Raw genomic sequence first — 23,719 nt, forward strand, 5'->3', positions numbered from 1 at the left:
TTCAGTCCTTGGTCGGGCGCTTGAAGCCCGGTATGTGTTTTTGAGTGGCGCGGGTCAGTGCCAATCCCGCGTCGACGTCCCGGGTAATGGTGCTGCCGGCGCCGATGGTGACACCCGCACCAATAGTGACCGGCGCCACCAAGGCCGAATTGCTGCCGATAAAGGCGCCGGCTCCGATTTCGGTCAGGTGCTTATAGGCGCCGTCGTAGTTACAGGTGATGGTGCCGGCGCCCAAGTTGGCGCCTTCGCCGACCATGGCGTCGCCGACGTAGGTCAAATGGTTGGCCTTGGCGCCGGCTTTGAGCGTGGCATTTTTGATTTCGACAAAATTACCGGCCTTGGAGTGGGCTTCCATCACCGCCCCCGGCCGCAACCGCGCAAAGGGTCCGATGTCCGCGCCGGATTCGACGCGGGCGCCGTCCATGACGCTGTAGGGCTGGACCTCGGTGTCGGAGGCGATGGTGCTGTCTTTGACGATCACGCCCTGGCCTAGGGTGACCCGGTCGCCTAAGCGAACCGTGCCAATAAACTGAACGCCCGGATGCACAATGCAATCGCGTCCGGTGATGACACGGCCTTGGATGCTGACTCGCGCGGGATCAATCAAGGTCGCGCCGTCGCGCATTAACCGCGTCCGCTCGCGGTGCTGATAGATGCGCTCTAACTCGGCCAATTGAATTCGATCGTTAGCACCCAGCACGCTGTCGACGTCGGACGTCACCACCGCTTCGGTCGGTTGGCCGGCGGCCACCGCCATCGCCAAGCAATCCGTCACGTAGTATTCGCCCTGGGCGTTGTTGGACGACAGCTGGGGTAGGTAGCTGGCAAACGATGCCACAGGCGCGCACAGCAGCCCGGTATTAACCTCGCCGATGGCCAACTGTTCGGTGTTGGCGTCTTTTTGTTCGACAATCGCCACCGGCTGGCCGGCGCGTCGAATGATGCGGCCGTAGCCATGCGGGTTTGGCAGCTGTGCGCTCAACAAGGCATAGCGGCCGGCACGCGCAGCGGCGACCAGCGCATCAATGTCCGCACGCAGTATCAGCGGGCCGTCGCCGTACAACATCAAACACAGGTTGCCCGGGTTAAGACTCGGCAATGCCTGGGCCAACGCGTGGCCGGTGCCGAGCTGCTCGGTTTGCTCGACAAAGGTTACCGCCTGGCCGGCCAAGGCTGCGCGCACCTGGGCCTGGCCATGACCGACCACGACAATAATCTGATCGGCGATGTCCGCGACCGTATCAATCACGTGCTGGAGCATGGGGATACCGCCAACGCCATGTAACACCTTGGGTTGGTCGGACTTCATACGGCTGCCTTGACCGGCAGCGAGGATGACAACGTCGAGCATGCAATTCCTTATCGATCAGGGTCGAAATTGTACTGGGTTTTGGGCGGGCAATGCAGGGACCCAGGGTCGAATAGGGCAGAGATACCTACCCCAACGATCAAATGTCGACCAAGGTCAGCGCGACACGCGCACGGTCACCGACCGCCAGCGACTCGCCGACACGCACCGACTTTTTAATCGGCAATAGGTAACTGCCTGACGCTTTGTCCGGAAACAGCGAGGTGCGCCAGGTCTGGCGGCCGATACGGACGGTGACCTTGATCGAACCGAAACCGGCGCGCGGCCGCCCGGCGCTGGCAAACCGGATATCACTGGCAACGTCGGCCGGTAGCGACACGAAAAACCAGCTGGCCTTGCCACCGTGCCATTCCCACAGGGGGGCTTCAAATTCAATGTCCATGCCCGGACTATGACCAAATGCCAGCCACAAAAAAAGGCGCCATAAGGCGCCTTTCTTCGGTTCGTCCGTCGATTACCGACTGCGACGACGCAGCTGTTGCAGTACCCGCAAACGGCCGGCCGCTTCGGCCAATTCCATTTGCGCTCGACCGTAGTCGAATTCGGCCGCATTTTCAGCCATTTCTTTGCGAACGCGCTCTTGGGATTCCAAAGCCGCCGCCTCGTCAAGGTCGTGCGCGCGCAGGGCAGTATCGGCCAACACCGTTACCACACCGGGCACCACTTCCAAAAAGCCACCGGAGACGTAAAACACGTCCTCGTCACCGTTGTCCATAACGACACGGATCGGACCCGGCTGAAGGCCTGTAATCAGGGGAGCGTGACCGGGTGTAATACCCAGGTCACCCTCGGTGCCCGCTGCGATCAGCATAGACACCGAACCCTCGAAGATCGACTCCTCGGCACTGACGACATTGCATTGCATAGTCTTGGCCATGGTGGACCTCCTTTACATGCCCTTCGCTTTTTCAAGCGCTTCGTCGATGGTACCGACCATGTAGAACGCTTGCTCGGGCAAGTGATCGTATTCGCCGGCCAAAATACCTTTAAAGCCAGTGATGGTGTCGGCCAACGAGCAGTACTTACCGGGCGAACCGGTGAAGACTTCTGCTACGAAGAACGGCTGTGACAAGAAACGCTGAATCTTACGTGCGCGGTTTACGGTCTGTTTGTCTTCTTCAGACAATTCGTCCATACCCAAGATCGCGATGATGTCTTTCAATTCTTTGTAACGCTGCAGAACAGTCTGCACGCCACGCGCAATTGAGTAGTGCTCTTCACCGATGATCAAGGGGTCCAGCTGACGCGAGGTCGAATCCAAGGGATCAACCGCAGGGTAAATACCCAGCTCGGCAATCGAACGGCTCAATACAACGGTCGCGTCCAAGTGGGCGAACGTGGTCGCCGGTGACGGATCAGTCAAGTCATCCGCAGGCACGTATACCGCTTGGATTGAGGTGATTGAACCGGTCTTGGTTGAGGTGATGCGCTCCTGAAGAACACCCATCTCTTCGGCCAATGTCGGCTGGTATCCTACCGCTGAAGGCATACGGCCCAGCAGTGCAGATACTTCGGTACCGGCCAAGGTGTAACGGTAGATGTTGTCAACAAACAACAGTACGTCACGGCCTTCGTCACGGAACTGCTCAGCCATGGTCAGGCCAGTCAGTGCCACACGCAAACGGTTACCAGGCGGCTCGTTCATCTGACCGTAAACCAAGGACACCTTGTCGATTACGTTCGAGTCGGTCATCTCGTGATAGAAGTCGTTACCTTCACGAGTACGCTCGCCAACACCGGCGAACACTGAGTAGCCCGAGTGCTCGATCGCGATGTTACGGATCAGTTCCATCATGTTGACGGTTTTACCAACACCGGCACCACCGAACAAACCGACTTTACCGCCCTTAGCGAAGGGTGCGACCAGGTCGATTACCTTGATGCCTGTTTCCAGGATCTCGGCGCTTGCAGCCTGTTCAGCAAAGCTCGGTGCTTTACGGTGAATCGGCATACGAATTTCTTCGCCGATGTCGCCTTTCTCGTCGATCGGCTCGCCCAATACGTCCATGATTCGACCCAGTGTCTGAGTGCCGACGGGAACGAGAATAGGACCGCCTGTGTTCGCGGCTTCAGCGCCACGCGTCAGACCTTCGGTTGAACCCATGGCGATCGCGCGAACGATGCCGTCGCCCAGCTGTTGCTGGACTTCTAGTGTCAGGCCGACGCTTGCGACGTTTAGGGCGTCGTAAACCTTCGGCACGGCGCTGCGGGGGAACTCAACGTCCACTACCGCGCCGATGATCTGAACAATTTTACCACTGCTCATTATGTTTCTCCTTTACGACGACTGGGCCTACAAGGCCGCAGCACCGCCGACAATTTCCGAAATCTCTTGGGTGATCGCTGCTTGACGTGCTTTGTTGTAAACCAGGTTCAGGTCACGAATCAGATCGCCAGCGTTATCGGTCGCGGACTTCATCGCGATCATACGGGCGGCCTGTTCGCAGGCGTTGTTTTCAACAACACCCTGATAGACCTGTGACTCGAGGTAGCGCGTCATCAGTCCGTTCAAAACGGCCTCTGCGTCAGGCTCGTACAGGTAATCCCATGTACTGCCCAGCGTTGCACCTTCCAGTTCCCCTTTGGCGACCGGCAAAAGCTGGCGCACGCTAGGTTCCTGAGTCATGGTGTTCACAAAGCGGTTGTACACAACATACAACCGGTCAATGCGTCCTTCTTCGTAGCCGTCGATCATGGTTTTGACCGCGCCGATCAAGTCAGCCAACTCAGGCTTGTCGCCCATGTGGGTACTTGAGGCGACGACATTACCGCCGAAGCTCTTGAAGAATGACGCTGCCTTCTGGCCCAACACGGCGACGTCAATTTCAACGTCCTTGCCATGCCATGCGCCCATTTCCGAGACTGTTTTCTTAAACAAGTTGGCGTTCAAACCGCCACACAGTCCGCGGTCCGAGCTGATCACAATGTACCCGACACGCTTCACTTCGCGCTCTTTAAGGTACATGTGATCGTACTCGGGGTTGGCGTGAGCCAAATGGCCAATCACTTCGAAAATACGGTCAGCGTAAGGACGTGACGACGCCATACGATCCTGCGCTTTACGCATTTTCGATGCCGCCACCATTTCCATAGCACTGGTGATTTTCTGTGTGTTTTGGATGCTCCCAATTTGGGTGCGAATCTCTTTTCCGACTGCCATTTACCAGCTCCTCAAGCGGGCCGTAACCCGCTCTAGGTTTACCAAGTCTGTGAAGACTTGAAGTTGGTGACCGCAGCTTCCAGGCTCTTGGCGATATCATCACCGTAAGCACCAGCTTCGTCGATCTTGGCCTTGAGGTCGCCGTGGTTAGCACGGAAGTAAGCGATCAACGCTTCTTCGAAATCCACAACCTTGTTGGCCGGCACGTCGTCCAAGTGACCTTCGTTAGCCACAAACAAGGACAATGCCATTTCACCAACGCTCAAGGGCGAGTACTGCTTTTGCTTCATCAGCTCAGTCACACGCTGACCATGCTCCAGCTGCTTACGTGTCGCGTCGTCCAAGTCCGATGCGAACTGGGCGAATGCCGCCAATTCACGGTACTGGGCCAATGCCAAACGCACGCCGCCACCCAATTTCTTGACCGCTTTGGTCTGGGCAGCACCACCAACTCGAGAAACCGACAGACCGGCGTTAATCGCAGGACGGATGCCTGAGTTAAACAGGTTGGTTTCCAAGAAGATTTGGCCGTCGGTGATCGAGATCACGTTGGTCGGTACGAATGCTGATACGTCACCCGCTTGGGTTTCGATGATCGGCAATGCAGTCAACGAACCGGTTTTGCCTTTAACAGCGCCACCCGTCAACTTTTCGACGTGGTCCGCGTTTACACGGGCCGCTCGCTCAAGCAAACGTGAGTGCAAATAGAAGACGTCGCCGGGGTAGGCTTCACGTCCCGGGGGACGCTTCAGCAACAGCGAGATCTGACGGTATGCAACGGCCTGCTTTGACAGATCATCGTATACGATCAAGGCGTCTTCGCCGATGTCACGGAAGTATTCACCCATGGCGCAACCTGAGAAGGGCGCCAAGAACTGCATCGCTGCAGATTCAGCCGCGCCGGCTGCGACCACAATGGTGTGATCCATCGCGCCGTGCTCTTCGAGCTTACGTACCACAGCAGCAATTGACGACTGCTTCTGGCCGATAGCGACGTAGATACACTTAACGCCGGTGCCTTTCTGGTTGATGATCGCGTCCAGTGCAACGGCAGTTTTGCCGGTCTGACGGTCACCAATGATCAGTTCACGCTGGCCACGGCCAACTGGAACCATGGCGTCAATCGCCTTGATACCGGTTTGCATGGGCTGGTCAACTGACTGACGGGCGATAACGCCGGGCGCTACCTTTTCAACCGGGCTTGAGCCTTCGGCTGCAATCGGGCCTTTGCCATCGATCGGAGAACCCAGGGCGTCAACGACACGACCCATCATTGAAGGGCCAACCGGCACTTCCAAGATGCGTCCTGTGCACTTAGCCACTTGGCCTTCCGCCAGTCCTTGGTATTCACCCAAGACCACGGTGCCGACTGAGTCGCGCTCCAGGTTCAAAGCCAGACCAAACTGGCCGCCTTCGAATTCGACCATCTCGCCGTACATGACGTCGTTTAGGCCATGAATGCGCACAATACCGTCAGACACGGAAACAATCGTGCCCTGGTTCTGCGCTTCGCTTTTAACATCGAGGTTCTCGATGCGCGATTTGATCAGATCACTGATCTCGCTTGGATTGAGTTGTTGCATGCTATTCCTCAGCCTCTTATGGCTTCAGCTGCTCGGCCAGCTTCGCGAGCTTGCCGCTAACAGAGCCGTCAATTACTAGGTCGTCCGCGCGAATAACTACGCCACCCACCAAGTCAGCATTAATGCTGACATCCAGACTTACTTGCTTGTTCAAGCGACGAGACAAGGCCTCGCTCAAGGTGGCTTGCTGTGCATCGGTCAGATCGAACGCCGATTCCACATGGGCCACTGCGCTGGCATCCAACTGGCGCCGTAAGGCGTCAAATTGGTCGTTGATTTCACTCAACAATTCCAGCCGGCTGTTATCAGCCAACACTTGAATAAAACGCGCCGCTGCGTCGAAGTTGGCGTCACCCGCCAGCTCGTTCAGCCACTTCGCCTTTTGCTCAGCAGTCAGGGTCGGATGTGCGAGTGCGCGACGGCCTTCGCTGTCCGTCGTTACCTGGGCCACGAATGACAACAGGTCAGCCCATGCCGAAACGGCATCCGCTGCTTGTGCTGTTGCAAACGCCGCTTTGGCGTAAGGACGAGCTAATGTGGAAATTTCCGCCATTTCGCCCTCCTATTAGAGCTCTTTCGCCAATTGATCGATCAGGTCACCGTGAGCCTTGGCATCAACTGCCGTGCCCAGGATCTTGGCCGCACCGGCCACTGCCAGTGTGCTCACTTGAGCACGCAGTGCTTCGCGTGCCGCGTTAACTTCCTGTTCGATGTCAGCTTTCGCCTGCTCGATAAGCTTCTCGCCTTCGGCACGGGCTTTACCCTGTGCGTCTTCGACGGTTTGAGCCGCTTGCTTGCGCGCTTGCTCTAGGATACGTGAAGCGTCTTCTTTGGCTTCACGAACCTGCTCTTCGATACGTGCTTGGGCGACGTCCAGCTCTTTGGCCGCTTTATCCGCATCAGCCAAACCTTGGGCGATTCGTTCCTGACGTTCGTTCAAGGCTGCCATCACCGGCGGCCAAACGAACTTCATGCAGAACCACACAAAGATGGCGAAGGAAATCAGCTGACCGAGTAAGGTCAAATTAAGATTCACTGTCGCTTCCTCGCGTTAGTTGGGGTTAAAAAATGAAGCAATGAGCTTCCGATTAGCCAACCAGCGCAACGAAGGGGTTTGCGAAGGTGAAGAACAACGCAATACCAACACCGATCATAGTTACCGCGTCCAACAGACCTGCAACGATGAACATTTTAACCTGCAACATGGGCACCATTTCCGGCTGACGCGCTGCGCCTTCCAAGAACTTACCGCCCAAAATACCAAATCCAATTGCAGTACCCAGGGCACCGAAACCGATCAGCAAAGCAACTGCTACTGCAGTAAGGCCAACAACCATTTCCATTTGTTTTCTCCAGTTTTTAACGATTTAAAAAATTAAGGGTTACTTCTTTCTCAGTGATGCTCGTGCGCCATCGCGAGGTACACGATAGTCAACATCATGAAAATAAACGCCTGCAATACGATCACCAAAATGTGGAAGATCGCCCAGGGCACCGACAACGCGAACTGAATCCAAAACGGCATAAGCGCGATCAGGATAAAGATCAATTCACCGGCGTATAAGTTACCGAACAGTCGCAACGACAATGAGATCGGCTTTGCCAGCAAACCGACACCTTCGAGCAGCAAGTTGAACGGAATCATCCATTTACCGAAGGGCTGCAGGGTCAGTTCGCCGACGAACCCGCCAAGACCTTTCTGACGGATCGAGTAGAAGATAATCAAGCAGAACACACCCAGCGCCATGCCCAGGGTGGCATTGACGTCAGTGGTCGGAACCACCTTCATGTAATGCACGCCAAACAACTCGAAAATACGTGGCAACAAATCAACCGGCACCAAGTCCATGGTGTTCATCAACAGCACCCAGACAAAGATGGTCAATGACAGCGGCCCGATCAGCGTGCTTTTGCCGCTGAAGGTGTCTTTGATGTTGGTGTCGACAAATTCACACACCAATTCAACCAAGTTTTGAAGCGTACCCGGAACGCCCGAGGTGGCGTATTTCGCCGCCTTGGCAAAGAAAAAGCAAAACAATGCGCCCAAACCTATGGACCACAACATGGTATCAACGTGAATGGCCATAAAGCCCATTTCCGATGCCATCTGGCCCGTCGCCTGGTATTGGTTTTGTCCTGCTTCCATAAACCGGCTGTCCGCAAAGGTCCAGCCAGCGTCGGGGTGCTTGCCGAACGTTAGGTTCGTCAAGTGGTGGAGGATATATTCTCCAGCGTTTGCAGCTGCCATCTAAAATCTCCGAGTAGGTAATCTGGTTTTTAAGCGAGTCGCAGTCACACCACAGGCGACCATCATGACCAGCATCCCCGCGAACAAGGCCCCTGGCTTTAACGACTCACTCGTTAAAAATATTGCGACTAACAAGGTCGCCATCAGCACAAGCTTCAATGCTTCGCCTAAATAAAACGAACGCACAATGTTGCGAGCATTGCCCGCGCCGCCGTGGCGAAAAGCCAATCCAGCGAACACCGCGTTCGGTATTAGCACTGCAATACCGCCCTCAACCATGGATATCCCGTGGGAGCCACTCAATAGGGCTGCGACCAGGGCGCTCAGCAGGGTCAGTAACACGCTAGGCCAAGCGGTGATGGTAATGATCGCGGACACACCTTCCCCAAGCGGTTTTAAGCGCGAAAAAGTATAAGGACAGTGGATTTAACTATCAATCAATTATAAGAACGACTTTGGTCTTTAGTTTTGGATACCGCTCTTCAGTCGTTCGACCAGCGCAGTTAAATCGCTCAAGTCTTTGTAATTTATTGTTATTTTACCATTGCCTTTGGTTGACTGCTGGATGCTAACTGGAGCACCGACCAGGTCAGCAAAACGCTGTTGCAGTGCGGTAACTTGCTCACTCGGTGCAGTTTTCGATGGTTTTGGGCGGTTTAGTCCCGCGATTAAGCTCTCGGTTTGGCGAACGTTGAGGCCGGATGCAATAACCTTGGCGGCCAATGTGCGTTGTTGATCGGCCGGCGCCCCGAGCAAGGCGCGAGCGTGGCCCATGTCAATTTTTGCGTCGCCTAGCCATTCTTTAACTTGCGAGTCCAATTGATCCAGACGCATCAAGTTGGAGACGTGCGGACGTGATAATCCAACCAATTCAGCCAGCGCCTGCTGATCCAAACCAAAGGCCTGGCGCAACTTAACCAGTGCTTGACCTTGCTCCAATGGATTGAGGTCTTCGCGTTGCAAGTTTTCAACCAATGCCAAGGTCGCCGCAACCCGGTCGTCAACGGCTTGGATCAGCACAGGCACTTGTTTTAGACCGGCGATTTGGGCCGCGCGCCAACGACGTTCGCCCGCAATCAATTCAAAGCGATGATTAACACGGCGCACAACCAGCGGCTGCATTACGCCATAGGTGGTCAGGCTGTGGGCCAATTCGTTCAACGCATCTTGTTGAAATACGATGCGTGGCTGCCAAGGTGAACGATCTATCTCGTGGACACCGACCAAGATCAGGCCGTCACTGGGTTGGCTCAGCGAGACTTCAGCTGATTTGCCCAGGGTGTCGAGCAAAATGTTCCGGCCCAACGCACCTTTACGATTTTTCATACCGCTACCTTACGAAAATATTCCCCAGCCAAAGCCAAGTAGGAAATCGCACCACGGCTTTTGCGGTCGTACTGAATCGCCGGCAATCCATGACTGGGGGCTTCGGCTAAACGCACATTGCGTGGGATCACTGTGGTGAACATTTTTTTGTCAAAGTAAGTTCGTATTTGGCGGCTGACTTCGCTGGTCAACGACGAGCGTGGGTCGTACATCGTGCGCAAGACGCCGTCGATGGCCAAACTGGGGTTGAAGGTTTCGCGAACGTCATCAATGGTTTCTAGCAAATCCGCCAGACCTTCTAAAGCAAAAAATTCGCATTGGACCGGGATCACGACCCCGTGTGAGGCCACCAACGCATTGATCGTCATCATATTTAATGACGGCGGACAATCTATAACGATCATTTCGTAGGGGTGATCAACCAAGGCTTTTTTCAGCTGGTGTTGGCGATCCGGCTCGCTTAACAACTGGATTTCAGCCGCCGTTGTATCGCCATTCCCAGGTATCAATTCATACCCGCACGCGTCGGGTTTAAGCACGCAGCTGGCAAGCGGCACGTGATTGATGATCAGATCGTACAAACCGTACGCCACATCATTTTTTGAAATTCCCGAACCGGTGGTGGCATTGCCCTGGGGATCCAAGTCAATCAGCAAGGTGCGTCGACCGGTCGCGGCAAATGCCGACGCCATGTTGACCGCGGTGGTGGTCTTACCGACACCGCCTTTTTGATTCGTGACAGAGATAATCCGGGGCACTAGGGGTCCTAAAATTGCACTTCGATCAAATGACGTTGTGCCTCAACACCCGGCACATCCAATTCATGTGAGTCTACCTGAGCGTCAGGGAAGAGCGCACAGGTTTGTTCGATCTCGTCGTGTGGATATTGGCCCTTAAGCGCGAGCACTTTCGCCCCCGGCGCAAGTAAAGGCTGAACCCAGGTACACAGATCTTGGAGCGGCGCAAAGGCCCGCGCCGTCACTTGGCTGTAGAGGTGGTCGGCGTCGTAAGACTCGACACGCGCGGTCACCACTGACAAATTTGAAAGTTGCAATTCGCCTTTCATTTGAATCGCGAAACGTGTCCGTTTTTGAGCGGAATCGAGCACTGTGATGTCCTGAAACGGACGCGCTATCGCCAGTGGAATCCCGGGAAAACCGGCGCCCGAACCCACATCAAGCAATGGCTCGTCACTTAAGTAGTCGGCCAGGCTTAGTGAATCGAGTAGGTGGTGAGTCACCATCTGCGAGCGGTTAGTGATGCGGGTCAAATTGTAAACTCGACTCCATTTTTCAACGCCGTTTAAAAACGCCTCCAACTGAGCCAATTGTTGGGGGTCCAGGGTTAATCCCAGTTGTAGGGTACCGTCGAGTAAGTTCATTAGCTGGCTTGATCCACCGCAACACCGGATTTTTTTAAACGAACCAGTAGCAAGCTGATCGCAGCCGGCGTAACGCCTGGGATTCGAGCTGCTTGAGCTAAGGTTTCGGGACGAGTGTCAGACAATTTTTGGCACACCTCGTTACTTAGCCCTTTTATCGCGCTGTAGTCCAGATCCAAAGGCAAGGCGACCGATTCATTGCGTTTGAGCTTGGCAATTTCAGCGGTTTGACGTTCGATATAGCCGGCGTACTTAATTTCAATTTCCGCTTGTAACGCTATTTCCGGATCAATGGTGTCGGTGTCAGGTATGCCGGCCAACAGCGTACGGTCAACTTCGGGGCGCCGTAATAAATCAGCCAAGCTGGCTTCTCGTGTCATCGGTGTTTTCAATTGTGGGTTGAGCCACTGGGCTTGGACCGAATCAGCTTGAACCCAGGTTTGTTCCAAACGTCGCTTTTCGCCAGCCAAAGCATCCATTTTACAGTTGAACCGGGCCCAGCGCGCATCACCGACCAAGCCCAGCGCACGGGCTTGGCTGGTTAATCGCTGATCGGCGTTGTCTTCGCGCAGTAACAATCGGTGTTCGGCACGCGAGGTAAACATCCGATAGGGTTCGGCCGTACCCAGGGTCACCAAATCGTCAACTAAGACGCCGATATAGGCTTGGTCGCGGCCAAGAACCCAGCCGTCCTTGCCCATGGCTTCAAGCGCGGCATTGGTGCCGGCCAATAATCCTTGGGCGGCGGCCTCTTCGTAGCCAGTGGTGCCGTTGATCTGACCGGCGCAATAGAGCCCGGCGACATGTTTGGAGCCCAAGCGGTGATTCAGATCACGCGGATCCAGGTAGTCATATTCGATCGCGTAACCCGGGCGCGTGATGTGCGCGTGTTCGAAGCCTGCGATCGAATGGATAAATTCCAATTGGGTGTCAAACGGCAGACTGGTCGATATGCCATTGGGGTATAGCTCGTGAGTCGTTAAGCCCTCGGGTTCGACGAATATTTGATGCGACTCTTTGTCGGCAAACCGCGTGACTTTGTCTTCGATCGATGGGCAATAACGCGGTCCAACGCCATCGATAACGCCCGAGAACATGGGTGACCGGTCTAAGTTCGCTCGAATGATGTCGTGTGTTTTGGCATTGGTTTGGGTGATGTAACAGGGCACCTGACGAGGATGATCGTCCCGGGATCCCATAAATGACATGACCGGGGTTGGGGTATCGCCGTGCTGTACGTCCATTTTCGAAAAGTCGACGCTGCGTGCATCAATGCGCGCTGGCGTGCCGGTTTTTAAACGACCCACTCGAAAGCCACGTTCGCGAATGGTATGAGCCAAACTGTTGGCGGGCATATCGCCGGCACGGCCGCCTTGCAAGTTGTTCAAACCGATGTGGATGACGCCCGCCAAAAACGTGCCGGTGGTCAGGACCACTGTTTTAGCGCGTAACGTTAAGCCCATGGCCAAGCGAACACCGGTGACTCGGTCATTTTCAATAACTAATTCATCGACCGGTTGCTGAAACAATGTCAGGTTCGGTTGGTTTTCAAGCACGCTGCGAATAGCGGCTCGGTATAAAATGCGGTCAGCTTGGGCGCGAGTCGCTCGAACGGCTGGGCCTTTGCGTGAATTGAGTACCCGAAATTGGATTCCAGCCTGATCAGCGGCTTTGGCCATGACGCCATCACAGGCATCGACTTCACGAACCAGGTGACTTTTGCCGATGCCGCCAATAGCGGGGTTACATGACATTTGACCTAAGGTTTCGATGCTGTGGGTGACCAGCAAGGTGTCAGCACCCATTCGGGCCGACGCCAATGCTGCATCCGTGCCGGCATGTCCGCCGCCGACGACGATGACATCGTACAGATGGTTTGGGTTCATTGGGTGGCCTCGTGGTAATGGGGTTGCCGGGCGAGTTTAGCTCAAATATGAAGCGCGCTCTCTAATGGTTAAAAAATGATTTGGATATATATAAAGACATATTGTTATTACTACTAAGCGCGTATGCAAATGTGAATAATTCAAAATAGTCTATTAAAAACAATGTTTTGTGTCGTTTTTTAGACTGTATATCTGACCCTGTAAGTGGGCTTAAGGGCACTGAACAAGCGGTGGACGGTTGTGGACAACTCTACTCATGCTTTTGTCCACAGGGTTGTACGCGGGCCTATACCGGCTTGATACCGAGGTTTCTAAGCAGTGCCAAATCGGTGTGGATAAAAATGTGAGCAAAGTTTTATCGAAACCCTGCAAGGCCTGATTAGCTTGCTTTTCAGGCATGCGTGCCCATTGTGGATAATATGAAAGAGTACACAGAATCAGAGTTATCGCGGATTGTGGAGATGGCATGGGAAGATCGCACCCCATTCGAGGCAATTGAGACCCTGTACGGGCTCAAAGAGACGGGTGTGCGGCGACTGATGCGACGTCATTTGAAAGCGAGTTCGTTTCGACTGTGGCGTGCGCGGGTCAGTGGACGGGTCACCAAACACGCTAAATTACGGCCGGCTGGCGTTAGCCGCGGCTACTGCCCGACCCAGTACAAACGCTGAGTTATTTGCCAATACAAAACGAGGAGAAAATCTCGCCGAGTAGATCGTCAGCGGACATCTTGCCGGTGATCTCGCCTAAGCAGTCGTGGGCCCACTTTAGGTCTTCGGCGAGCAGTTCCCCCGCCATCGCACCGTCCAGTTGGGCACGACCCGCCTGGAGCGCTGTGGCGCACCGATCCAATGCATCGACGTGGCGGGCTCGGGCGAGGAAGCCCGATTCGTGTGGGGTGATGCCCGCGCGCTCTTTAATCGCGTCAATCAAACCGTCCAAACCGGCCCCAGTCGAAGCGCTGATAGATAACTCGTTGGCGCCGAGTTGAAGCGGCTCGGCAATCAGGTCGGATTTGTTCCAGACGATAAAGTCAGGTCGCACCTGATCGGGCAGCAGCGCAGTCAAATCGTCGTTAAGTTGGGCGCGACCGTCGCTGGCATCGGTTAAAAACAACACCAAGTCGGCGCGTTTTAATGCTGCCAGAGCGCGGCGCACGCCTTCGGCCTCGATCGGATCCAGCGTTTCGCGTAGGCCAGCGGTGTCGACGATCTCGGTCGGTAGCCCATCCAGGTTGATCTGTTCGGTCAGTACGTCGCGGGTGGTCCCGGCAATCGGCGTGACGATGGCGCTGTCGCGACCGCTTAGGGCATTCAATAACGACGATTTTCCCGCGTTGGGCTTGCCGACCAAGACGATTTGAATGCCTTCGTTAAAGCGCTGACCGGCGCGGGCGTTGGCGCGTAGATCCGCCAGATCCCGATCAATATCGTCGAATAGGGCGGCGACTTTGCCGTCGGCCAAAAAATCAATTTCCTCTTCGGGGAAATCGATCGCCGCTTCAACGTAAATTCGAAGGTGGACAATGGCGTCGAATAACGCCTGTACGCGTTTTGAAAACTCGCCCTGCAGTGAGCGCATGGCGCGCTTGGCTGCTTCGGCGCTGGAGGCGGTGATCAAGTCGGCGACGGCTTCGGCCTGGGCCAGATCAAGCTTGTCGTTGAGGAAGGCTCGCTCGCTGAACTCGCCCGGCCGCGCCATACGCGCGCCCAGTGCTAAGAAGCGCTGCAAGACTTGATTGAGCACGACCGGACCGCCGTGGCCTTGGAATTCCAAGGTATCATCGCCGGTATAGCTGTTGGGGCCGGGGAAATAAATCAGCAAGCCTGAGTCAATGGTGTCGCCGTTATCGGCGTTCAGGGTCACGAGGGTGGCTTGGCGCGGTCGCAATGGCCAGTTAAGCGATTGGATAATGCTGCGGGCAGCGGGGCCCGCAACTTTGACTACACCCACCGCACCCAGACCGGGTGCAGTGGCAATGGCCGCAATGCTGTCCATTAGCTGGCTTTGTCGCCGGCCTCAATGCGCTTGGTGATCACGTACTGCTGGCTGATCGAGAGCACGTTGTTGGATACCCAGTACAGAACCAGTCCGGCGGGGAACCACAGGAAGAAAAAGGTAAAGGCAATCGGCATGATGCGCATGATCTTGGCTTGCATCGGGTCCGGAGGTGTCGGGTTCAGCATTTGCTGAATGAACATACTGGCGCCCATCAGCAGCGGCAACACGAAGTAGGGGTCTTTGACCGACAGGTCAGTAATCCACAGAAAGAACGGCGCCTGACGCAGTTCGACCGATTCGAGCAGTACCCAGTACAGCGCCAAGAACACTGGCATTTGAACCAAAATTGGCAAGCAGCCGCCCAGCGGATTGATCTTTTCTTTCTTGTATAGATCCATCATTTCTTTGGACAGGCGCGCTTTGTCGTCGGCATACAGTTCGCGCAGGCGGGTCATTTCCGGCGTGAATTTGCGCATCCGCGCCATCGAGCCATAGGCGGCGGCGGACAGCTTAAAGAAGGCCAACTTGACCAGCAAGGTGACGCCAATGATCGACAGACCCCAGTTGTTCAAGAACCCGTTCAAGAATTCCAACAACATAAAGATCGGCTGTGAAATGAACCACAACCAGCCGTAGTCGACGGTCAGGTGCAAGCCGTCGGACAGCTGTTCCAAGGTGTTTTGGTCTTTAGGTCCGGTGTACAGCTGGGCTGAAAATTCAGCAGTGGCACCGGGCGCAATGGCGGTTTTGTCGCCAACGATGCTGCCGACGCTTTGACCGTTAGCCAAGGCGCGCAGCTGGTAGTCCGCGCCCAAGTCCGATTGCGGAACCCAGGCCGAAACAAAGTAGTGTTGAACCAAGGCGAGGTAAGCACCTGGGGTCTTGGTCGCAGCCAGTTCGCTGTTGATGGTGGCCAGATCGCCGCTGTCTTCAAGCTCGGACAGCTTAACTTTGTAGTAACGCTCTTCGGTGGTGCGCAGTGCAAAGCCCAAGAAGGCCTGGACACCCATAGAGGTCTGGGTACTCGGGTCACCTGATTTGTCGCGTTTAAGCTGGTGAAATGGCGACATCACCAAGGTGTCGCTGGTTTTGTTCGTGACCTGGTGGGTCACGCCGACGACGTGGGACCCGCGTTTCAGCGTCACCGTCTTGGTGACTTTGACTTGGTCGTTTTCAAACACCAGCGGCACAGTCAGTGTGTCGCCTGAACCCATTTCAGTGGCGCCTTGGACTTGGTACAGCGGCCGTCCGGATTGGTTGTCCAGTCCATTCGGGCCAACCAGCCCTGACATCGCGGTGTAGGTGCGGGCTTGGTCGTCGAGCAACACGAATGGAATGTCGGGGCGCTGCAGAATTTCGGGGTAGTTGAGCAGTTCAGAGCGAACGATATCGCCGCCTCGCAGATCCACCGTGATGCGCAGCGTGTCAGAGGCAATGACCGCACGCTCGCCACTATTTTCAGTGACCACAGCGGTGCCAGGTAACGCGGCTTGGGGATCGGCGGTGGCCGCACGGGTGGTGGCACTGGGCAGTGCGTCGGTGCTGACGTTCGCCGCTTGGGCTGAAACATTGGTGTCGGCGTTGACCGCGGGCTGACCGTAATCGTCGTTCCACTGCAAGATCAGCAGGTAACTGACGATGGCCAATGAGCCGCCTAACAAAATTCGTTGAATATCCATTTTCTACTCTTTTGGTGATGCGTCTTTGCTGGGAACGGGATCGTAGCCGCCCGGGCAACCGGGGTGGCATCGCAGTATGCGCCGCAGCGATAATCTAACGCCGTGCAGTATGCCGTGTATTTGAACGGCTTCAAGGGCGTATTGACTGCAGGTGGGCAGATAGCGGCAGCGAGGCCCAATCAGCGGCGAAATGACGAGCTGATAGCCGCGAATCGCGCCCAGCACAACCCGTTTCACGACGCGGCGCGGTTGGCCTTGCGAACGAGGCGTTCGAGCAGCTGATTTAAGCGTTCGCTTAGATCGCTGCTGTGCAGGTCCGGCGGCATCCGCTTAACCAGGGCAACAACGTCGTAACAGGTATCCTGGGGCAGCTGTGCCACGCAGGCCCGTGCCACGCGCCGAAAACGGTTGCGATCGACCGCCCGCTTGAGCTGGCGTTTAGGCGTAATTAGCCCAATGCGGTGCGAGCTTTCGCTGTTGCGCTTCAACAACAAAAACAGGTCACCCGAATGCTGTTTTGAGTCAGCAGACGAGAAGACCTGTTCGAATTGATTGTTGCCGCACAAAGGTGCGAGGCGGCGACGGCTCAATTAAGCGCTTAAAACCTTACGGCCTTTAGCGCGACGGCGCTTAAGTACCAGACGGCCATTCTTAGTCGCCATGCGAGCACGGAAGCCATGCGTGCGCTTGCGCTTGATAACGCTGGGTTGGAATGTACGTTTCACTGTTAAATCCTCAATGCTGCGCAAGTCGCGCAAAAGTGGACGCGGATCTTACGGCTTGACGCTAGGCAGCGCAAGGGGTTCGGGAAATTAGCAGGGAAAAGATATATTTTATAAGTTATCCACAGATTGACGGGCGTACCGCCGGCCTGTGTTTACGGGAGGTGCCTGAATTACCCCTAAGTTATCCACAGACTTTTACATGACCTTAGCTCTATTTTAATTAAAATCAATGAGTTAGCGATTAATGTCGCGCGGGCATCAAAAGGGCTTTCGCGCTGTGCATAACTTTGGCAGACTCTGCCTCCTGCATTGGGGTTCGGCTTGCGAATTGCCGCCCCTACGTTGCCACTACTCTTTACATCGTTAACAGGAAGCTGCCATGTGGAATGACTGTCTATCGTCGCTAGAACAAGAAATGCCCGCGGATCAGTTCAATACTTGGATCCGCCCGCTACAGACGCAGACAGACGCTGGCCTTCTGAAAATCTTGGCGCCCAACCGTTTCGTAAAGGACTGGGTGCGCGATCGTTACCTGACTCGAATCGAGGAGTTGATTGGCCACGCCAATCCTCAGACTCGTGTTCAAATTGACGTTGGCAGTGCGCCCAAGGCCAAAACGTTGGACCCGGCGACGCCGGTGGTGGTCAAGCCGCTAGCGCCGGCGCCCCGTCAGGCCGTGGTCGAGGGCTCAATTAAACATACGCCGCGGTTAAACCGGACCTTCACCTTTGACAACTTTGTTGAGGGCAAATCAAACCAGTTGGCACGAGCGGCCGCCCAGCGTGTTGCCGAAAACCCTGGTGGTGAATACAACCCGTTATTTTTGTACGGCGATACTGGCTTGGGTAAGACGCACCTGATGCACGCAGTCGGCAACGAAATTATGGCCAAGAACCCGGATGCCAAGGTGATCTACGTGCATTCGGAACGCTTCGTCGCGGACATGGTTAAGGCGCTGCAGTTAAATGCGATCAATGACTTTAAGCGGGTGTACCGCAATGTAGATGCTCTGTTGATCGATGACATCCAGTTCTTTGCAGGCAAAGACAAAAGCCAGGAAGAGTTCTTTCATACCTTTAACACCCTGCTGGAAGGTAACCAGCAAATTATCCTGACGTCGGACCGTTACCCTAAAGAAATCGATAAGATGGAAGACCGATTAAAGAGTCGGTTTGGATGGGGTTTGACCGTGCGCCTTGAGCCGCCCGAGTTGGAAACGCGTGTCGCCATTTTGATCAACAAGGCGATCAGCTCGGGGATCGACTTGCAGAGAGAATGCGCATTCTTCATTGCCCAAAAGGTGCGTGGAAACGTGCGTGACTTGGAGGGCTCGCTGAAGCGTGTGATCGCCAACTCGAAGTTTTTGAACCAGCCGATCACGGTGCCTTTTATCAGTGAAACGCTGAAAGACATGATCGCGGTGCACGACCGCCAGGTCAGTCTGGACAACATTCAAAAAGTGGTCGCTGACTACTACAAGATGAAGCTGAGCGACTTGTTATCCAAGCGCCGCAACCGCTCGATTGCGCGGCCACGCCAGGTCGCCATGTCGTTGGCGAAAGAATTGACCAGTCATAGCTTGCCGGAAATCGGTGAGGCTTTTGGCGGTCGCGACCACACGACAGTGCTGCATGCCTGCCGTAAAATTAAAGAACTGCTGGTCACGGATGCCGTGATCAAAGCAGACTACGACAACCTGTATAAATCGCTAGCCGGATAGGATTCGATGGACTTTACAATTTCGCGCGAACATTTCCTTGAGAAAGCAACCACCGCCGCCGCGGTCGTTGAACGCAAACACACCTTGCCGATCTTGGCCAATGTGCTGTTGGTCGTCGATGCCGAGGGCAGCGTCCTAACCGGTACTGACCTGGACACCGAGATCAGCATTGAGCTGCAAGTGGATCAGGTTCGGGAGGGGGGAGAGATCACGCTGCCGGGGCGCAAGTTGGTCGATATTCTGAAGGCTTTGCCGGCGGACGCTTTAATTGAGTGCCGCATGGACGGTGCGCACATACTGATGCGCAGTGGCCGCAGTCGTTTCAAGTTGGCGACCTTGCCGGCCGCGGATTTTCCGCGTGTCGAAATGCAGGGTGACACCACTGCGGTGGCGGTGCCGGCGGTGCCCCTATCGCAAGCGGTCGCCAAGGTTCAATTCGCGATGGCACAGCAAGACGTGCGCTATTACCTGAACGGGATGCACTTGGCGGTGGGTAATAGCCTGCTGCGTTGTGTAGCCACCGATGGCCACCGATTGGCCTTGAGTGACGTGGCGATCGAAGACGAGAACGCCCAGGCGTCGTTGATTTTGCCGCGTAAAGCGGTGCTGGAGCTGGCTAAACTGTTGGGCAATGGCGGCGATAAGCCCGTGTCTTTGCGCTTCAGTGCGTCGCACCTGCAAGTGGAAATTAGCGGGCTAACCTTTACCAGTGTGCTGATTGAAGGGCGCTTCCCGGACTACGAGCGCGTAATGCCCAAGGGTCGTCAGAACGCCCTAGTGGTTGATCGTCGTTTATTCAAAGAGGTGCTGGGTCGAGCGGCGATCTTGTCGAACGAGCAGTTCCGTGGCGTTCGGCTTGGGCTCGAAGGGTCCGCTTTGACTGTTGCGACCAATAATACCGAGCAAGAAGAAGCGGAAGAAACCATTGAAGCTGAGTTCGACGGACCGGAAAGCTATGAAATTGGCTTTAATGTCGGCTACCTCCAGGACGTCCTCAATGTGATCGAGGCCGAGCAGGTCGAATTTCATCTGGGCGACCCCAATGGCAGTGCGCTGTTGATGGGTAAGGGCGACGCATTGTCCCAATACGTGGTCATGCCGATGCGGCTCTGATCCGCGGTTGTTTCTTTCCAGCCTCCACATTGAGCGCCTGCGGGCGCTGGATGCGGTCGACCTAGAGCTGTCGGCGGCGTTGAACGTATTTGTTGGGCCCAACGGTGCCGGCAAAACCTCCGTGCTCGAAGCGGTTAGCTTTCTGGCCACCGGGCGCAGTTTTCTGGGTCCGCGCAGTCATCATTTAATTCAAGACGCCTGCGACGACGTGATTGTCGCGGGGCGTTTGTGCGTGGGCGACGAACAGCTGCAGTTGGGGGTCCGCCGCGAGCGCGGCGGTGGCGTCGATGCACGCATTAATGGCGAAGGCCAAGACGCCCTGTCGGCAATGGCCCGAGCGCTGCCATTTTTGGTGGTTGGTGCGGAGGGATTGGGCTGGGTGGCGGGTACGCCGGGCCGGCGACGCTCGTTGCTGGACTGGGGTGTTTTCCATGTGCTTGGCCAGCCCAGCTTGGTATACACCCGATACCGAAAGGCGCTTGAACAGCGTAACAAAGCGCTAAAAAATGCTAGACTATCGGATGCCGAGATTTCGTTATGGGACCCGGTTTTAGACGAGTCGGGTCTCCAGATCCATCGTCACCGGTTGCAGTACTTTGACCAGCTGTGCGTCAGCTTTAGTCGAGTGCTGAGCCAGGTCGATGGGGTGCCACCGATTGAGCTGAGTTACCGCGCCGGATTTAGTGAGCACAAAGGGTCGTTGGCCGATGCTCTGGGTCGCGGATTGAGCCGTGATCGAGTGTTGGGCAGTACCCAGTCCGGCCCACATCGGGGTGACTTGAGCATGAGTTGTCGCGGGGTTGGTTTGACCGATGCGCTGTCACGTGGACAGCAAAAGGTCGTGGTGGCGGCGCTGGTATTGGCGCAACAGGAATTATTGAAGGAGCACCAAGGGCGGCGTGTCGTGCTGTTGGTGGATGATTTGGCTGCAGAGTTGGACGACGATCGACAACGGTCGTTGTTTGCTCTTATGACCCAGACAGGCGCTCAGGTGTTGCTGACCGCCGTTGAACCGCAGCGGGTGGGCCCGCTGATTAAAGACGCCAGTGATGTGCGTATGTTTCACGTGAAACAGGGCGCCATTGCACAGGGCGAATAAGGAAAAAGGCATGAGTGATCAAGAATACGGTAGTGACTCGATTAAGGTGTTGAAGGGCCTCGAAGCCGTTCAGAAGCGACCGGGCATGTACATCGGCAACACCGATGACGGCACCGGTTTGCACCACATGGTATTCGAAGTTGTCGACAACTCGGTGGACGAGGCCTTAGCCGGGCACTGCTCGACCATCGAGGTGACCATTCACAGTGACGAGTCCATTTCGGTTCAGGACGACGGCCGTGGAATTCCCGTCGACATGCATGCCGAGGAAGGTCGCTCCAGCGCCGAGGTTATTATGACCGTGCTGCACGCGGGCGGTAAATTCGACGATAACAGCTACAAGGTGTCGGGCGGTTTGCACGGGGTCGGTGTATCGGTGGTCAACGCCCTTTCGAAAAAACTGGTGTTAACGATCAAGCGTGACGGCGGTGTGTGGGAACAAACCTACGAACACGGCGCGCCGGTCGCACCGATCGAAAAAATCGGTGTGACTGAGGGCTCCGGCACGGCCGTGCGTTTTCACGCCGCCGAATCAACATTTGGCCTGGTCGAGTTCCACTACGACGTCTTGGCGAAGCGACTGCGGGAACTGAGCTTTCTGAATAGCGGTATCTGTATCCGCTTGACCGATGAGCGTACCGGCAAGAGCGAGGCCTTCGAATACGAGGGTGGCCTGCGCTCGTTCGTCGAGTACCTAAATAAGTCTAAAACGGCTATCTGCGAAGTGTTCCACTTTTCTAGCCAGCGCGACGACGGTATGGGCGTCGAGGTGTCGCTGCAGTGGAATGACGGTTACCAAGAAAACGTCTACTGCTTTACTAACAACATTCCTCAGCGAGACGGCGGGACACACTTGTCCGGCTTCCGGCGCGCGCTGACGGCAGTCTTGAACAAGTATATCGAAAGCGAACAGCTCAATAAAAAGACCAAGATTGGCACTTCTGGCGATGACGCGCGCGAGGGCTTGACCGCGATTGTGTCGGTCAAAGTGCCGGATCCGAAGTTTTCCAGCCAAACCAAAGACAAGCTGGTCTCGCAAGAAGTTCAGACCGCGGTCGAACAAGATATGCGCGACGCCTTTCAAACCTACCTGGAAGAGAACCCAGGTGCCGGCAAAATTATTGCTGGGAAGATGATTGATGCGGCCCGAGCCCGTGATGCCGCGCGTAAAGCCCGAGAAATGACACGGCGCAAAGGCGCGCTGGATATCGCGGGGTTGCCCGGCAAGTTGGCCGATTGCCAGGAAAAAGACCCGGCACTTAGCGAGCTATTTTTGGTGGAAGGGGACTCGGCGGGCGGTAGTGCCAAGCAGGGCCGTGATCGCCGAGCACAAGCGATTTTACCCCTGCGCGGTAAGATCCTGAACGTCGAGAAAGCCCGTTTTGACAAGATGCTGAGCTCGCAAGAGGTCGGCACGCTGATTACCGCGTTGGGTACGGGTATTGGGCGCGACGATTTCAACATCGACAAGCTGCGCTACCACAAGATCATTATTATGACGGATGCGGACGTTGACGGATCGCACATCCGCACCCTGCTGTTGACCTTCTTTTATCGTCAAATGGCCGAGGTGGTCGCGGCTGGCCACATCTATATTGCCCAGCCGCCGCTGTACAAGGTCAAAAAGGGTAAGAACGAGCAGTACCTAAAGGACGAGCCGGCCTTGCAAGATTGGTTGGTCCAGGTCGCGTTAGAAGGCGCTCAGTTGATTCCTGGGCCCGGTGCACCGCCCGTCATGGGCGAGGGCCTCGAGCGCTTGATCCGCGACTACTTAGAAGTTAACCGCCGTGTCGAACGTTTGGCTCGACGTTTCCCGGATGTGATTGCACGTGCCTTGCCTTATTTGCCGCCGATCACGCGTGAGCACCTGTCGGACGAAGCCTACCTACAGACCTGGTGCCAACAGATGCAGACCTGGTTGCCGGACGATCCGTCCAGTGGGTTTATTGTTGACGTCACCGTCCAGCAAGACCTGGAACACTCGGTGTATCGCCCGGTGGTGTCGCTGACCTGGCGCGGTACCAATAGTGAGCATCCACTGGGATTGGAGTTGACTGAAAACACTGACTACTCGCGAATGATCGAACTGGGGCAAGTGTTGGCTGCATCGCTGGATGCCGGTGCCGAGATCCGCCGGTCAGATAAAGAGCGACGCGTGCGTACGGTCGGTGATGTGTTTGACTTCCTGATGGCTGAAGCGCGCCGCGGTCCGATGATCCAGCGTTACAAAGGTCTGGGTGAAATGAACCCAGATCAGTTGTGGGAAACTACGATGGATGCGGGTAATCGCCGGCTTTTGCAGGTCACTATCGAGGACGCGATCAAGGCGGATGAAATGTTCGCGACCTTGATGGGCGACGAGGTAGAGCCGCGGCGAGAGTTTATCGAGCGTAATGCCTTGAACGTGGCGAACCTGGACGTCTGATGAC

Annotated in this window: 25 protein-coding genes; 5 read left to right on the forward strand and 20 right to left on the reverse strand. The window is 55.6% G+C overall.

What is annotated here, in order from left to right; translation table 11 throughout:
• Position 1: 1 nt before the first annotated feature.
• From glmU to mnmG, 15 genes are all read right to left on the reverse strand, one after another.
• On the reverse strand, positions 2-1,351 hold the full coding sequence (gene glmU / locus GH975_RS00565) for a bifunctional UDP-N-acetylglucosamine diphosphorylase/glucosamine-1-phosphate N-acetyltransferase GlmU (protein ID WP_153712631.1): 1,350 nt from the start codon (positions 1,349-1,351) through the stop codon (positions 2-4).
• Between the two features lie 97 nt (positions 1,352-1,448).
• On the reverse strand, positions 1,449-1,751 hold the full coding sequence (locus GH975_RS00570) for a DUF1905 domain-containing protein (RefSeq protein ID WP_153714747.1): 303 nt from the start codon (positions 1,749-1,751) through the stop codon (positions 1,449-1,451).
• A 72-nt stretch (positions 1,752-1,823) separates the two neighbouring features.
• Positions 1,824-2,246 carry a F0F1 ATP synthase subunit epsilon gene (locus tag GH975_RS00575; protein ID WP_153712632.1) on the reverse strand — a complete coding sequence of 141 codons (423 nt, stop codon included), beginning with the start codon at positions 2,244-2,246 and terminating at the stop codon, positions 1,824-1,826.
• A 12-nt stretch (positions 2,247-2,258) separates the two neighbouring features.
• The gene (atpD, locus tag GH975_RS00580; protein ID WP_153712633.1) at positions 2,259-3,635 is read right to left on the reverse strand and encodes a F0F1 ATP synthase subunit beta; all 1,377 of its coding nucleotides are present in this window, start codon (positions 3,633-3,635) and stop codon (positions 2,259-2,261) included.
• A 27-nt stretch (positions 3,636-3,662) separates the two neighbouring features.
• Entirely contained in the window at positions 3,663-4,529 is an 867-nt protein-coding gene (gene atpG / locus GH975_RS00585) for a F0F1 ATP synthase subunit gamma (RefSeq protein WP_153712634.1), read from the reverse strand.
• Between the two features lie 38 nt (positions 4,530-4,567).
• The gene (gene atpA / locus GH975_RS00590; RefSeq protein WP_153712635.1) at positions 4,568-6,112 is read right to left on the reverse strand and encodes a F0F1 ATP synthase subunit alpha; all 1,545 of its coding nucleotides are present in this window, start codon (positions 6,110-6,112) and stop codon (positions 4,568-4,570) included.
• Positions 6,113-6,128: 16 nt separating this feature from the next.
• The gene (locus GH975_RS00595) at positions 6,129-6,665 is read right to left on the reverse strand and encodes a F0F1 ATP synthase subunit delta (RefSeq protein ID WP_153712636.1); all 537 of its coding nucleotides are present in this window, start codon (positions 6,663-6,665) and stop codon (positions 6,129-6,131) included.
• Positions 6,666-6,677: 12 nt separating this feature from the next.
• Positions 6,678-7,148: a F0F1 ATP synthase subunit B gene (locus GH975_RS00600; protein WP_153712637.1), complete on the reverse strand. Its 471-nt coding sequence runs from the start codon at positions 7,146-7,148 to the stop codon at positions 6,678-6,680.
• 52 nt (positions 7,149-7,200) lie between these two features.
• Positions 7,201-7,455, reverse strand: a complete 255-nt coding sequence (atpE, locus tag GH975_RS00605) for a F0F1 ATP synthase subunit C (RefSeq protein ID WP_153712638.1) — start codon at positions 7,453-7,455, stop codon at positions 7,201-7,203.
• Positions 7,456-7,505: 50 nt separating this feature from the next.
• Positions 7,506-8,360, reverse strand: a complete 855-nt coding sequence (gene atpB / locus GH975_RS00610; protein ID WP_153712639.1) for a F0F1 ATP synthase subunit A — start codon at positions 8,358-8,360, stop codon at positions 7,506-7,508.
• Positions 8,361-8,738, reverse strand: a complete 378-nt coding sequence (locus GH975_RS00615) for an ATP synthase subunit I (protein ID WP_170272500.1) — start codon at positions 8,736-8,738, stop codon at positions 8,361-8,363.
• Between the two features lie 84 nt (positions 8,739-8,822).
• Positions 8,823-9,686, reverse strand: a complete 864-nt coding sequence (locus tag GH975_RS00620; RefSeq protein WP_153712641.1) for a ParB/RepB/Spo0J family partition protein — start codon at positions 9,684-9,686, stop codon at positions 8,823-8,825.
• A complete protein-coding gene (locus tag GH975_RS00625) occupies positions 9,683-10,444 on the reverse strand; it encodes a ParA family protein (RefSeq protein ID WP_153712642.1) in 762 nt (253 codons plus the stop codon). Before GH975_RS00625 ends, GH975_RS00620 begins: the two co-directional genes overlap by 4 nt.
• Positions 10,445-10,452: 8 nt before the next feature.
• Positions 10,453-11,067: a 16S rRNA (guanine(527)-N(7))-methyltransferase RsmG gene (rsmG, locus tag GH975_RS00630; RefSeq protein ID WP_153712643.1), complete on the reverse strand. Its 615-nt coding sequence runs from the start codon at positions 11,065-11,067 to the stop codon at positions 10,453-10,455.
• The gene (gene mnmG / locus GH975_RS00635) at positions 11,067-12,953 is read right to left on the reverse strand and encodes a tRNA uridine-5-carboxymethylaminomethyl(34) synthesis enzyme MnmG (protein ID WP_153712644.1); all 1,887 of its coding nucleotides are present in this window, start codon (positions 12,951-12,953) and stop codon (positions 11,067-11,069) included. The genes rsmG and mnmG overlap by 1 nt, the downstream gene beginning before the upstream one ends.
• A gap of 419 nt (positions 12,954-13,372) precedes the next feature.
• Between mnmG and GH975_RS00640 the strand changes: the two genes are divergently transcribed.
• The gene (locus GH975_RS00640; protein ID WP_153712645.1) at positions 13,373-13,624 is read left to right on the forward strand and encodes a TIGR03643 family protein; all 252 of its coding nucleotides are present in this window, start codon (positions 13,373-13,375) and stop codon (positions 13,622-13,624) included.
• A gap of 1 nt (position 13,625) precedes the next feature.
• On the opposite strand, the gene mnmE is transcribed toward GH975_RS00640, so the two are convergent.
• From mnmE to rpmH, 5 genes are read right to left on the reverse strand one after another with little or no spacing between them, the layout of a single operon-like run.
• Entirely contained in the window at positions 13,626-14,951 is a 1,326-nt protein-coding gene (gene mnmE / locus GH975_RS00645; RefSeq protein WP_153712646.1) for a tRNA uridine-5-carboxymethylaminomethyl(34) synthesis GTPase MnmE, read from the reverse strand.
• Positions 14,951-16,633: a membrane protein insertase YidC gene (yidC, locus tag GH975_RS00650; RefSeq protein ID WP_153712647.1), complete on the reverse strand. Its 1,683-nt coding sequence runs from the start codon at positions 16,631-16,633 to the stop codon at positions 14,951-14,953. The genes mnmE and yidC overlap by 1 nt, the downstream gene beginning before the upstream one ends.
• A 3-nt stretch (positions 16,634-16,636) precedes the next feature.
• Positions 16,637-16,870 carry a membrane protein insertion efficiency factor YidD gene (gene yidD, locus GH975_RS00655; protein WP_153712648.1) on the reverse strand — a complete coding sequence of 78 codons (234 nt, stop codon included), beginning with the start codon at positions 16,868-16,870 and terminating at the stop codon, positions 16,637-16,639.
• Positions 16,867-17,223, reverse strand: coding sequence for a ribonuclease P protein component (gene rnpA, locus GH975_RS00660; RefSeq protein WP_153712649.1), 357 nt, complete (start codon positions 17,221-17,223; stop codon positions 16,867-16,869). The genes yidD and rnpA overlap by 4 nt, the downstream gene beginning before the upstream one ends.
• Entirely contained in the window at positions 17,224-17,358 is a 135-nt protein-coding gene (gene rpmH, locus GH975_RS00665; RefSeq protein ID WP_153712650.1) for a 50S ribosomal protein L34, read from the reverse strand.
• Between the two features lie 379 nt (positions 17,359-17,737).
• On the opposite strand from rpmH, the gene dnaA reads away from it, so the two are divergent.
• From dnaA to gyrB, 4 genes are read left to right on the forward strand one after another with little or no spacing between them, the layout of a single operon-like run.
• Positions 17,738-19,078, forward strand: coding sequence for a chromosomal replication initiator protein DnaA (gene dnaA, locus GH975_RS00670; protein WP_153712651.1), 1,341 nt, complete (start codon positions 17,738-17,740; stop codon positions 19,076-19,078).
• Positions 19,079-19,084: 6 nt separating this feature from the next.
• On the forward strand, positions 19,085-20,191 hold the full coding sequence (gene dnaN, locus GH975_RS00675; protein WP_153712652.1) for a DNA polymerase III subunit beta: 1,107 nt from the start codon (positions 19,085-19,087) through the stop codon (positions 20,189-20,191).
• Between the two features lie 7 nt (positions 20,192-20,198).
• On the forward strand, positions 20,199-21,290 hold the full coding sequence (gene recF, locus GH975_RS00680; RefSeq protein WP_153712653.1) for a DNA replication/repair protein RecF: 1,092 nt from the start codon (positions 20,199-20,201) through the stop codon (positions 21,288-21,290).
• 10 nt (positions 21,291-21,300) lie between these two features.
• Positions 21,301-23,715 carry a DNA topoisomerase (ATP-hydrolyzing) subunit B gene (gene gyrB, locus GH975_RS00685; RefSeq protein WP_153712654.1) on the forward strand — a complete coding sequence of 805 codons (2,415 nt, stop codon included), beginning with the start codon at positions 21,301-21,303 and terminating at the stop codon, positions 23,713-23,715.
• Positions 23,716-23,719: the final 4 nt, after the last annotated feature.

This window comes from Litorivicinus lipolyticus (assembly GCF_009650135.1).
Lineage (GTDB): Bacteria > Pseudomonadota > Gammaproteobacteria > Pseudomonadales > Litorivicinaceae > Litorivicinus > Litorivicinus lipolyticus.

What these genes read in the sequence shown, in the direction of transcription:
- glmU (WP_153712631.1), bottom strand. Translation starts at nt 1,351, where the DNA reads ATGCTCGACGTTGTCATCCTCGCTGCCGGTCAAGGCAGCCGTATGAAG.
- GH975_RS00570 (WP_153714747.1), bottom strand. Translation starts at nt 1,751, where the DNA reads ATGGACATTGAATTTGAAGCCCCCCTGTGGGAATGGCACGGTGGCAAG.
- GH975_RS00575 (WP_153712632.1), bottom strand. Translation starts at nt 2,246, where the DNA reads ATGGCCAAGACTATGCAATGCAATGTCGTCAGTGCCGAGGAGTCGATC.
- atpD (WP_153712633.1), bottom strand. Translation starts at nt 3,635, where the DNA reads ATGAGCAGTGGTAAAATTGTTCAGATCATCGGCGCGGTAGTGGACGTT.
- atpG (WP_153712634.1), bottom strand. Translation starts at nt 4,529, where the DNA reads ATGGCAGTCGGAAAAGAGATTCGCACCCAAATTGGGAGCATCCAAAAC.
- atpA (WP_153712635.1), bottom strand. Translation starts at nt 6,112, where the DNA reads ATGCAACAACTCAATCCAAGCGAGATCAGTGATCTGATCAAATCGCGC.
- GH975_RS00595 (WP_153712636.1), bottom strand. Translation starts at nt 6,665, where the DNA reads ATGGCGGAAATTTCCACATTAGCTCGTCCTTACGCCAAAGCGGCGTTT.
- atpE (WP_153712638.1), bottom strand. Translation starts at nt 7,455, where the DNA reads ATGGAAATGGTTGTTGGCCTTACTGCAGTAGCAGTTGCTTTGCTGATC.
- atpB (WP_153712639.1), bottom strand. Translation starts at nt 8,360, where the DNA reads ATGGCAGCTGCAAACGCTGGAGAATATATCCTCCACCACTTGACGAAC.
- GH975_RS00620 (WP_153712641.1), bottom strand. Translation starts at nt 9,686, where the DNA reads ATGAAAAATCGTAAAGGTGCGTTGGGCCGGAACATTTTGCTCGACACC.
- rsmG (WP_153712643.1), bottom strand. Translation starts at nt 11,067, where the DNA reads ATGAACTTACTCGACGGTACCCTACAACTGGGATTAACCCTGGACCCC.
- mnmG (WP_153712644.1), bottom strand. Translation starts at nt 12,953, where the DNA reads ATGAACCCAAACCATCTGTACGATGTCATCGTCGTCGGCGGCGGACAT.
- GH975_RS00640 (WP_153712645.1), top strand. Translation starts at nt 13,373, where the DNA reads ATGAAAGAGTACACAGAATCAGAGTTATCGCGGATTGTGGAGATGGCA.
- mnmE (WP_153712646.1), bottom strand. Translation starts at nt 14,951, where the DNA reads ATGGACAGCATTGCGGCCATTGCCACTGCACCCGGTCTGGGTGCGGTG.
- yidC (WP_153712647.1), bottom strand. Translation starts at nt 16,633, where the DNA reads ATGGATATTCAACGAATTTTGTTAGGCGGCTCATTGGCCATCGTCAGT.
- dnaA (WP_153712651.1), top strand. Translation starts at nt 17,738, where the DNA reads ATGTGGAATGACTGTCTATCGTCGCTAGAACAAGAAATGCCCGCGGAT.
- dnaN (WP_153712652.1), top strand. Translation starts at nt 19,085, where the DNA reads ATGGACTTTACAATTTCGCGCGAACATTTCCTTGAGAAAGCAACCACC.
- gyrB (WP_153712654.1), top strand. Translation starts at nt 21,301, where the DNA reads ATGAGTGATCAAGAATACGGTAGTGACTCGATTAAGGTGTTGAAGGGC.